The 780-nt window shown below is 69.9% G+C and carries 2 pseudogenes; both read right to left on the reverse strand.

Going from position 1 to position 780, the window contains the following annotated elements:
* Positions 1-308: pseudogene (locus tag NKI17_RS36875) on the reverse strand (terpene synthase family protein); the annotation flags it as partial.
* Positions 305-780: pseudogene (locus tag NKI17_RS36880) on the reverse strand (hypothetical protein); the annotation flags it as partial. The pseudogenes NKI17_RS36875 and NKI17_RS36880, both read right to left, overlap by 4 nt.

A 780-nucleotide genomic window follows, 5' to 3' on the forward strand; every position in this document is an offset into this window, starting at 1 on the left:
AGCGCGCACGGCACGCCCTGCCCCAGCGCCTGCTCCACCGCGGCGAGCTGCTCCGGCGCGATCAGGCCAAGGTCGTTGCAATCGTCGAGCCAGAACAGCAGCGACAGTTCGCGATAGAACGCCACGATCAGCGTTTCATCCTGCGGATCGCGGCCGGTGCGGGCGCTGGTGTCGCGCAGGCTCGGGTGGATGCGCTGCAGGATGTACTGGCCGCCCCTGACCGCTTCCACGGCATGCTCGTCGGCGAACCCGGTCAGGGAACGCCCCCACTCCAGCACCTGCTGCAGCGCGCGTTCGGTCTGGATCATGGCGCCGCTCCTGCTCCCTCGGCCAGGACGCGCCGCCCCCAACGAAGCGCCAGCCACAACCCGGCGAGTTCGGCCACGCGCACCACCCGGGTGGGGCAATACAGTTCCTTGCCGATCCACAGCGGCGTCTGGGGCAATGCATGCGCCGCATGGCGGGCGAGCATCCATTCCAGCGCACGCGCCACCGCCTGCGCGATGCGCCGGCGCCCTGTCGGCTCTTCGCTCCCGTCCATCACGTGCAACGCGAACAGCGCATAGGCGGTTTCCTCGAATGTGGACGCGCGACCGGCGCCCCAGCCGCCGTCGTCGCGCTGCGCCTGCAGCAGCGCCGCCAGCGCGCGCTCGTCGCGCCACTGGGGCTTGCCTTGCCCAGCGCAGCGACCGCATGCGCGGTGGGATACAGCCACGAAACGTGCCATTTTTCGTTGTCCCATAGACCGTGCGGGTTGCGATTGGCCTCGACGTAGGCGCT

Origin of the sequence: Mesorhizobium sp. M0816 (assembly GCF_040320005.1) — a bacterium.
In the GTDB taxonomy this organism is placed as follows: domain Bacteria; phylum Pseudomonadota; class Alphaproteobacteria; order Rhizobiales; family Rhizobiaceae; genus Mesorhizobium.